This is a genomic window from Pseudomonas sp. P5_A2_2 (assembly GCF_054177685.1).
This window is the reverse complement of the sequence record NZ_JBGCUL010000186.1, coordinates 1-6,856: the sequence shown is the minus strand read 5'-3', so window position 1 is coordinate 6,856 and position 6,856 is coordinate 1. Positions and strand designations below refer to the sequence as shown.

The 6,856-nt window shown below is 56.4% G+C and carries 5 protein-coding genes; 2 read left to right on the top strand and 3 right to left on the bottom strand.

Annotation, left to right across the window (positions count from 1 at the left end; all coding sequences use genetic code 11):
* Nucleotides 1-270, bottom strand: a 270-nt coding sequence (locus ACXRVY_RS13385) for an exonuclease domain-containing protein (RefSeq protein ID WP_458237538.1), incomplete at its 3' end; no start/stop codon positions are given.
* Complete coding sequence (locus tag ACXRVY_RS13380) at nucleotides 267-2,207, bottom strand: putative nucleotidyltransferase substrate binding domain-containing protein (RefSeq protein ID WP_458237537.1); 1,941 nt, start codon at nucleotides 2,205-2,207, stop codon at nucleotides 267-269. The genes ACXRVY_RS13385 and ACXRVY_RS13380, both read right to left, overlap by 4 nt.
* Before the next feature lie 254 nt (nucleotides 2,208-2,461).
* On the opposite strand from ACXRVY_RS13380, the gene ACXRVY_RS13375 reads away from it, so the two are divergent.
* Together ACXRVY_RS13375 and ACXRVY_RS13370 are read left to right on the top strand one after the other, a co-directional pair.
* Nucleotides 2,462-2,920 carry a response regulator gene (locus ACXRVY_RS13375; protein ID WP_223456859.1) on the top strand — a complete coding sequence of 153 codons (459 nt, stop codon included), beginning with the start codon at nucleotides 2,462-2,464 and terminating at the stop codon, nucleotides 2,918-2,920.
* 313 nt (nucleotides 2,921-3,233) lie between these two features.
* Complete coding sequence (locus ACXRVY_RS13370; protein ID WP_223456860.1) at nucleotides 3,234-4,145, top strand: EamA family transporter; 912 nt, start codon at nucleotides 3,234-3,236, stop codon at nucleotides 4,143-4,145.
* A gap of 74 nt (nucleotides 4,146-4,219) precedes the next feature.
* Here the strand turns inward: ACXRVY_RS13370 and ACXRVY_RS13365 are convergent, their stop codons facing one another.
* On the bottom strand, nucleotides 4,220-6,397 hold the full coding sequence (locus tag ACXRVY_RS13365; RefSeq protein WP_223456862.1) for a malate synthase G: 2,178 nt from the start codon (nucleotides 6,395-6,397) through the stop codon (nucleotides 4,220-4,222).
* Nucleotides 6,398-6,856 lie beyond the last annotated feature (459 nt).

The window sequence follows — 6,856 nt, the reverse complement described above, 5'->3', positions numbered from 1 at the left end:
GGGGCCGAGTTTCACTTGTGGATATTGCAGGGTGCGTTCGAACTGCTGGCGAAAGTCGATGGCCCCGTCCTCGATCACCACCGCGCCAATGGACAACACGTGGTCCTTGTTCAGGTTCAAACCGGTGGTTTCCAGATCGAGCACCACCCAGCGTTGCTCGCGCAGGCTGCACTCAGACAGGTCGGCAGCCGTCGGTAATTGATCCAGCCGATGTTGCAGATGAGCTGGGAGGGTGGGACTCGCCGGGCGCAGCCATGAAAACAGGCTCATAACTGATACCGCAAGGTCAGACTGCTTTGCAGGCGTTGTGCCTGGCGCAGGGACTCACGCAGGATGCGTCGGTCCAGATGATTGAGGCTGTCGGGATCGACCCGATTAGAGTAAGGAAAATTCTCCCGGGTCTGTAGTTGATGTTGCTGCATGCGGGTTTGCTGGATGAAGTGATACGCCTCTTCGTACGCGGCGCCGTCCAGGGGATCGATGACCTCCTTGGCAACCAACTGGCGAAAACGCTCCAGCGTGTTGTTCGCTTCGATACCGTGGACCAGGGCCAGCAACCGGGCGCCGTCGACGAACGGTGCCAGGCCCTGAATCTTCAGGTCCAGGGTGGCCTTCTCGCCATTTTTTCGCGCCAGTACGAATTCGCGGAAACGCCCAACGGGCGGGCGATTGCGCAGCGCATTCTCGGCCATCATGCGCTGGAACAAACGGTTGTCGCCGACCTGATCGAGAATGCCCCGACGCAACTGCTCGCAGCCTTGCTCGCTGCCCCAGACCACGCGCAAGTCGAAATAGATACTCGAACCCAGCAGGTTCTCCGGGGTTGCCTCGCGGATAAACGCCGCAAAGCGCCGCGCCCATTCGGCCCGGGACAGGCACAGCTCTGGGTTGCCGGCCATGATATTGCCCTTGCACAAGGTGAAGCCGCACAGCGCCAGGCTCTGATTGATCTGTTGGGCAATTGGCAACAGCTTGCCGCGAATCTCGGCGGCATGGGCCGCATCCCTGGCTTCGAACAGAATGCCGTTGTCCTGATCGGTGTGCAGGGTMTGCTCGCGACGGCCTTCACTGCCGAAACACAGCCAGCTGAATGGCACACCGGGGTCGCCTTTTTCGGCGAGGGTCAGCTCGATCACCCGGCACACGGTGTGGTCGTTGAGCAAGGTGATGATGTGGGTGATCTGCGTCGAAGACGCGCCGTGGGCCAGCATGCGCTCGACCAGTTGACCGATTTCGCCCCGTAGCGCTACCAGGTTTTCCACCTTCTGGGCATTGCGGATAGTGCGCGCCAGGTGCACCAGGTCGACCCGTTGCAGGGAAAACAGATCGCGCTCGGAAACCACGCCGCACAAGCGTTGCTCCTTGACCAGACAGACATGGGCGATGTGCCGCTCGGTCATGGCAATCGCCGCGTCGAATGCACTGTGATCCGGCGACAGGAAAAACGGCGCCCGGGTCATGTACCCTTCGATGGCTTCATTGAAATCACTGCTGCCGTTGGCCACGGTCTGACGCAGGTCGCGCAGGGTGAAAATCCCCAGTGGCGCCTTGAGTTCATCGACCACCACGATGCTGCCGACCTGTTGTTCGTGCATCAACGTCACGGCTTCGCGCAATGGCGTCTGCGGGGCGCATGTTACCGGGTGGCGCATGGCCAATTCGCCCAGTCGGGTATTGAGCGAATATTGGGTACCCAGGGTTTCCACGGCTTTTTGCTGCACTTGCTGGTTGACCTGATCCAGCAGGCTGCTGACGCAGCGCAGGGCGAAGTTGCGGAAGGTATCCGATAGCGAAAACAGGCGGATGAACGCCGGTTTGTTCAATTGCAGGCAGAAAGTGTCTTCGCCGGCCAGGTGCTCGGTGCGGGTCGCCCGTTCACCCARCAACGCCGCGAGGGGGAAACATTCGCCAGTGGTGATCTCGAAGACCGTTTCGGTGCCACCCTTGGCCGTGTGCGGACGCTCGCCCACGACCCGGCCTTGCTTGACGATATAGAAGTGCTCGACCGGGCCGTCGGCGGGTTTGATGATGCTCTCGCCGGGGGCGTAAAAACGCAGCTGACATTGCTCGACCAGATACGCCAGGTGAGCGTGTTCCATCTGGTTGAAAGGCGGGAAGCGCTGAAGGAATTGCAACGTGCCCTGGATGTTCTGCAACACCGCGGTTTTCCCTGCCTGTGTGAAGGCGYCCGCTTTACTCATAACCATTACCGCAGTCTTTTTTTGAATTGTTGTAGTCGGATGACCAGGACATGGTCGACCCCTGCGGTCGGGGTGCCCATTGGACGTAAGTCTAGGTAGGCAATCAGGGTGATGGAATGTCGGAAAAACCTTACGCAACTGTGAGAAAAACCTCTCTATCCTGCTATTGGAAAAATATCCGACGGGGTGCACATTGATAGTTCGCTGAGCGATGTCTCACCGCTGTGCCAGGGAATAGTATTGAACATATAGGGAAAGCCATGTCCGACCACGATATTTTGAGCGACGCCGAGCGCGAAGCGCTGAGTGCCGTCATGCTGGAACCTGACCTGCCGCAGCAACGGGTGCTGATCGTCGATGACGACGAAGACGCCCGGGAGCTGCTGTCAGAGATTCTGGCGATGGACCGTATTCACTGTGTAATGGCGTCCAGTGGCGAAGCGGCACTCAAGATCCTGCTGGCCAAGGCAGAGATCAAAAAGCCCTCGATTGGTTTAATGATCACCGACCTGCGAATGGGCCACGTTGACGGGCTGGATCTGATCCGTCAGGTACGYGAATCGGAAAGGGCGGCATTGCCAATCATCATTGTCTCGGGTGACGCCGACGTGAAGGATGCGATCGCCGCAATGCATTTGAGCGTGGTGGACTTTCTGCTCAAGCCGATTGATGCCAGTCATCTGCTGACACTGGTAAAACGCGAATTGGGCATTAAATAATTTGTAATTAAAGTTATCTGGTTCGTCTGCGAAAAAGCTACTCACAAATAGCTTTTTTCTTCTTTCGATTATTCAGTTATCGTTCAGCGCTTGAAGGCTGATGCGGGCATTTATTTGATATCGTATTTGGTTTGATAATGTCTGTCGTAGCACTATCCAGGTTGCCAATTTGGTTCTCCGATTCTAGTTGCTTGAGTATCTCGATGGTTGTCGTGTGCTCAATCTGCGGCCAGTTCCTGTAGATAAAACACTGACAAAGGTCAGGTCATTACTCTTTCTGGATTGTGTGGCTGTGTATCGCATTGAGGACGATATGATAAAGAAAATTGAATTTCGCGATCTTGTACTTATTGTCGGCGTGACAATCATGTGGGGCAGCAATTTTACGGTAATTGATATCAGTCTTGATGGCATCGATCCATTCATATTGACAGCGCTGCGCTTTACTTTCTGTGCATTGCCACTGGTGTTTTTCATCCCGAAACCGAAGGGTGTCAGTACTTTTGTAACTATAGTCTACGGTTTGTTGTTTGGTATTGGAATGTGTTGGCTGATGAACTATGGCATGTTTCTTGATGTCAGTGCCGGCGTAACATCTTTGCTCTTGCAGTTCAGTGCTTTTTTCACGGTCATCTGGGGAGTACTGCTGTTTGGCGAAAAAATGACGGCAATACAAGTGGCCGGCATTCTCATGGCGTTGGTGGGACTGATGTTCATTATCCATGTAACGCACGGTGGTGCCGAAAGTTTTGGACTTTTCCTGGTGCTACTCAGCGCATTGTTCTGGAGTCTTTGCAATGTGCTGGTCAAGAGAAGCAAAGTGGTTGATATATTTTCCTTTGTCGTTTGGTCGAGCCTGTATGCAACGCCTCCTTTATATTTGATGACTTACTGGGTCAAGGGGGCAGCTCCTTTCCAGACGTTGCTAACAGACATAACTGCTCCAGTGCTGGTATCTGTCCTGTTCCAGGCCTATGTGGCGACGGTATTCGGGTATTGGGTGTGGAACCGAATGATTGAGAAGTATCCGGCAAGCCAGGTTGCACCCTTGTCAGTGATTGTTCCGATATCGGGTATCTTGACCTCGTGGTATGTACTCGACGAACCCATTGGTGGCGAAAAACTGTTTGCTCTCATCATCACGGTCCTTGGAATTGCCTTGTTCATGAATGCATCGAGAATAGGCCGCCACATCGCTGCAAACGCGTTGCGTTTCAGGAGATAGTTCTGCATTTGCAGGACGCAGAAACAAAAATCCCCCGGTTTTTCAACCGGGGGATTGCTGTGGAGTGAGCTGGTTTACAACCCGTTCTTCGCCTTGAACTCGCGACGACGACGGTGCAGGACCGGCTCGGTGTAGCCGTTCGGCTGTTTGGTGCCTTCGACCACCAACTCGACTGCCGCCTGGAAGGCGATGTTGCTGTCGAAGTTCGGGGCCAGCGGACGGTACAGCGCGTCGCCGGCGTTCTGACGGTCAACCACCGGCGCCATGCGCTTGAGGCTTTCCATCACTTGCTCTTCGGTGACGATGCCATGGCGCAGCCAGTTAGCGATGTGCTGGCTGGAAATACGCAGCGTTGCACGGTCCTCCATCAGGCCGACGTCGTTGATGTCCGGCACTTTCGAGCAGCCGACGCCCTGGTCGATCCAGCGCACCACATAACCGAGAATGCCCTGGCTGTTGTTGTCCAGTTCGTTCTTGATCTGCTCAAAGGTCCACTGTGGGTTCACCGCCAGCGGGATGGTCAGGATGTCGTCTACCGAGGCATGCGCACGTTTGGCCAGCTCGGCCTGACGGGCGAACACGTCAACCTTGTGGTAGTGCAGCGCGTGCAACACAGCAGCAGTCGGCGACGGTACCCAGGCGGTATTGGCACCGGCCAGCGGGTGGGCGATTTTCTGTTCGAGCATCGCCGCCATCAGGTCAGGCATGGCCCACATGCCTTTACCTATCTGAGCGCGACCTTGCAGGCCGGTGCTCAGACCGATATCGACGTTGGAGTTCTCGTAGGCGCCGATCCATTTTTCCGCCTTCATGTCTGCCTTGCGCACCATCGGGCCGGCTTCCATGGAGGTGTGGATTTCATCGCCCGTGCGGTCGAGGAAACCGGTGTTGATGAACACCACACGTTCGCTCGCCGCCTTGATACAGGCCTTGAGGTTGATCGTGGTTCGACGCTCCTCGTCCATGATCCCGACTTTGAGGGTGTTGCGCGGCAGGTCCAGCACGTCTTCGATGCGACCGAACAGCTCATTGGTGAACGCGGCTTCTTCAGGGCCGTGCATCTTCGGCTTCACGATGTAGATCGAGCCGGTGCGGGTGTTTTTGCGCGAGGTGTTGCCGTTCAGGTTGTGCATCGAAGCCAGGCAAGTCACCAGGCCATCGAGAATGCCTTCCGGCACTTCGTTACCGTCTTTGTCGAGGATCGCGTCGATGGTCATCAGGTGACCGACGTTACGCACGAACAGCAACGAACGACCGTGCAGGCTCAGTTCACTGCCATCGACAGCGGTATAGGTGCGGTCGGCGTTCATGGTGCGGGTAAAGGTCTGACCACCCTTGGCGACGCTTTCCGACAGATCACCCTTCATCAGGCCGAGCCAGTTGCGGTAGATCACCACTTTGTCATCGGCATCGACAGCGGCAACGGAGTCTTCGCAGTCCATGATGGTGGTCAGCGCGGCTTCCATCAGGATGTCTTTGACGCCGGCTGCGTCGGTCTGGCCAATCGGGGTGCTGGCATCGACCTGGATTTCGAAATGCAGGCCGTTGTTTTTCAGCAGGATCGCGCTCGGTGCAGCGGCATCGCCCTGGAAGCCGATCAGTTGCGCGTCGTTGCGCAGGCCGGTGTTGCTGCCGCCTTTAAGGGCGACCACCAGTTTGCCGTCGACGATCTTGTAGCCGGTGGAGTCGACGTGGGAGCCGGCCGCCAAAGGCGCCGATTCGTCGAGGAAGGCACGGGCGAAAGCGATGACCTTGTCACCACGCACCTTGTTGTAGCCTTTGCCTTTTTCCGCGCCGTTGGTTTCGCTGATGGCGTCGGTGCCGTAGAGCGCATCGTACAGCGAGCCCCAACGGGCGTTCGAGGCATTGAGCGCGAAGCGGGCGTTCATGACCGGCACCACGAGCTGTGGGCCGGCCATGCGGGCGATTTCGTCATCGACGTTTTGCGTCGTTGCCTGGAAATCGGCCGCTTCTGGCAGCAGATAACCGATGTCTTGCAGGAAGGCTTTATAGGCCACGGCGTCGTGTGGCAGACCGGCACGGGATTGGTGCCAGCCATCGATACGAGCCTGGAAATCATCGCGTTTGGCGAGTAGGGCTTTGTTCTTCGGCGCCAGGTCATGGATGACCTTGTCGGCACCGGCCCAGAACTTATCGGCGGTGAGGCCGGTACCGGGAATGGCTTCGTTGTTCACGAAGTCGAACAGGACTTTGGCGACCTGCAGGCCACCGACTTGAACGTGTTCAGTCATTGCTTGCCTCACTCTGCTCAGCTATTTCGCTTTTCAGCTCTTCAATTTAACAATGAAGCCTTTGGCCATTTAAACCACAAACCCCTCTACCAGTACATGCCCATTACGGGCGGCTGGGTTGGGACCGATCAACGGCTTGGGGCCTTGCTGACAGGGCTTTCAGGGTTGCGAACGTGCCTGCGGCAGACATCGATCCAGCGTTATGTAGTGCGCGCTGCGGCATACTACATGATGAATTGCGGTTGTGAAAATCAGACTAATTACGTCGTTCTGCGACCACATGACGCATTGCGGTCACGGCGCGGAGCAGGATGTTCTCAAAAAACCAGTGGATTGTTCCAGTTAAATATCGAAAGTTGTACACGATTTGTTGTTCGCAGGTTCATCGGTTGCGACCCTATCGCGAGCAAGCTCGCTCCCACAAAGGCCTGCGCGATCCCTGTGGGAGCGAGCTTGCTC

Excerpts from the sequence above, each read along its gene's own strand:
- ACXRVY_RS13370 (WP_223456860.1), top strand. The coding sequence starts at position 3,234 with ATGATAAAGAAAATTGAATTTCGCGATCTTGTACTTATTGTCGGCGTG.
- ACXRVY_RS13365 (WP_223456862.1), bottom strand. The coding sequence starts at position 6,397 with ATGACTGAACACGTTCAAGTCGGTGGCCTGCAGGTCGCCAAAGTCCTG.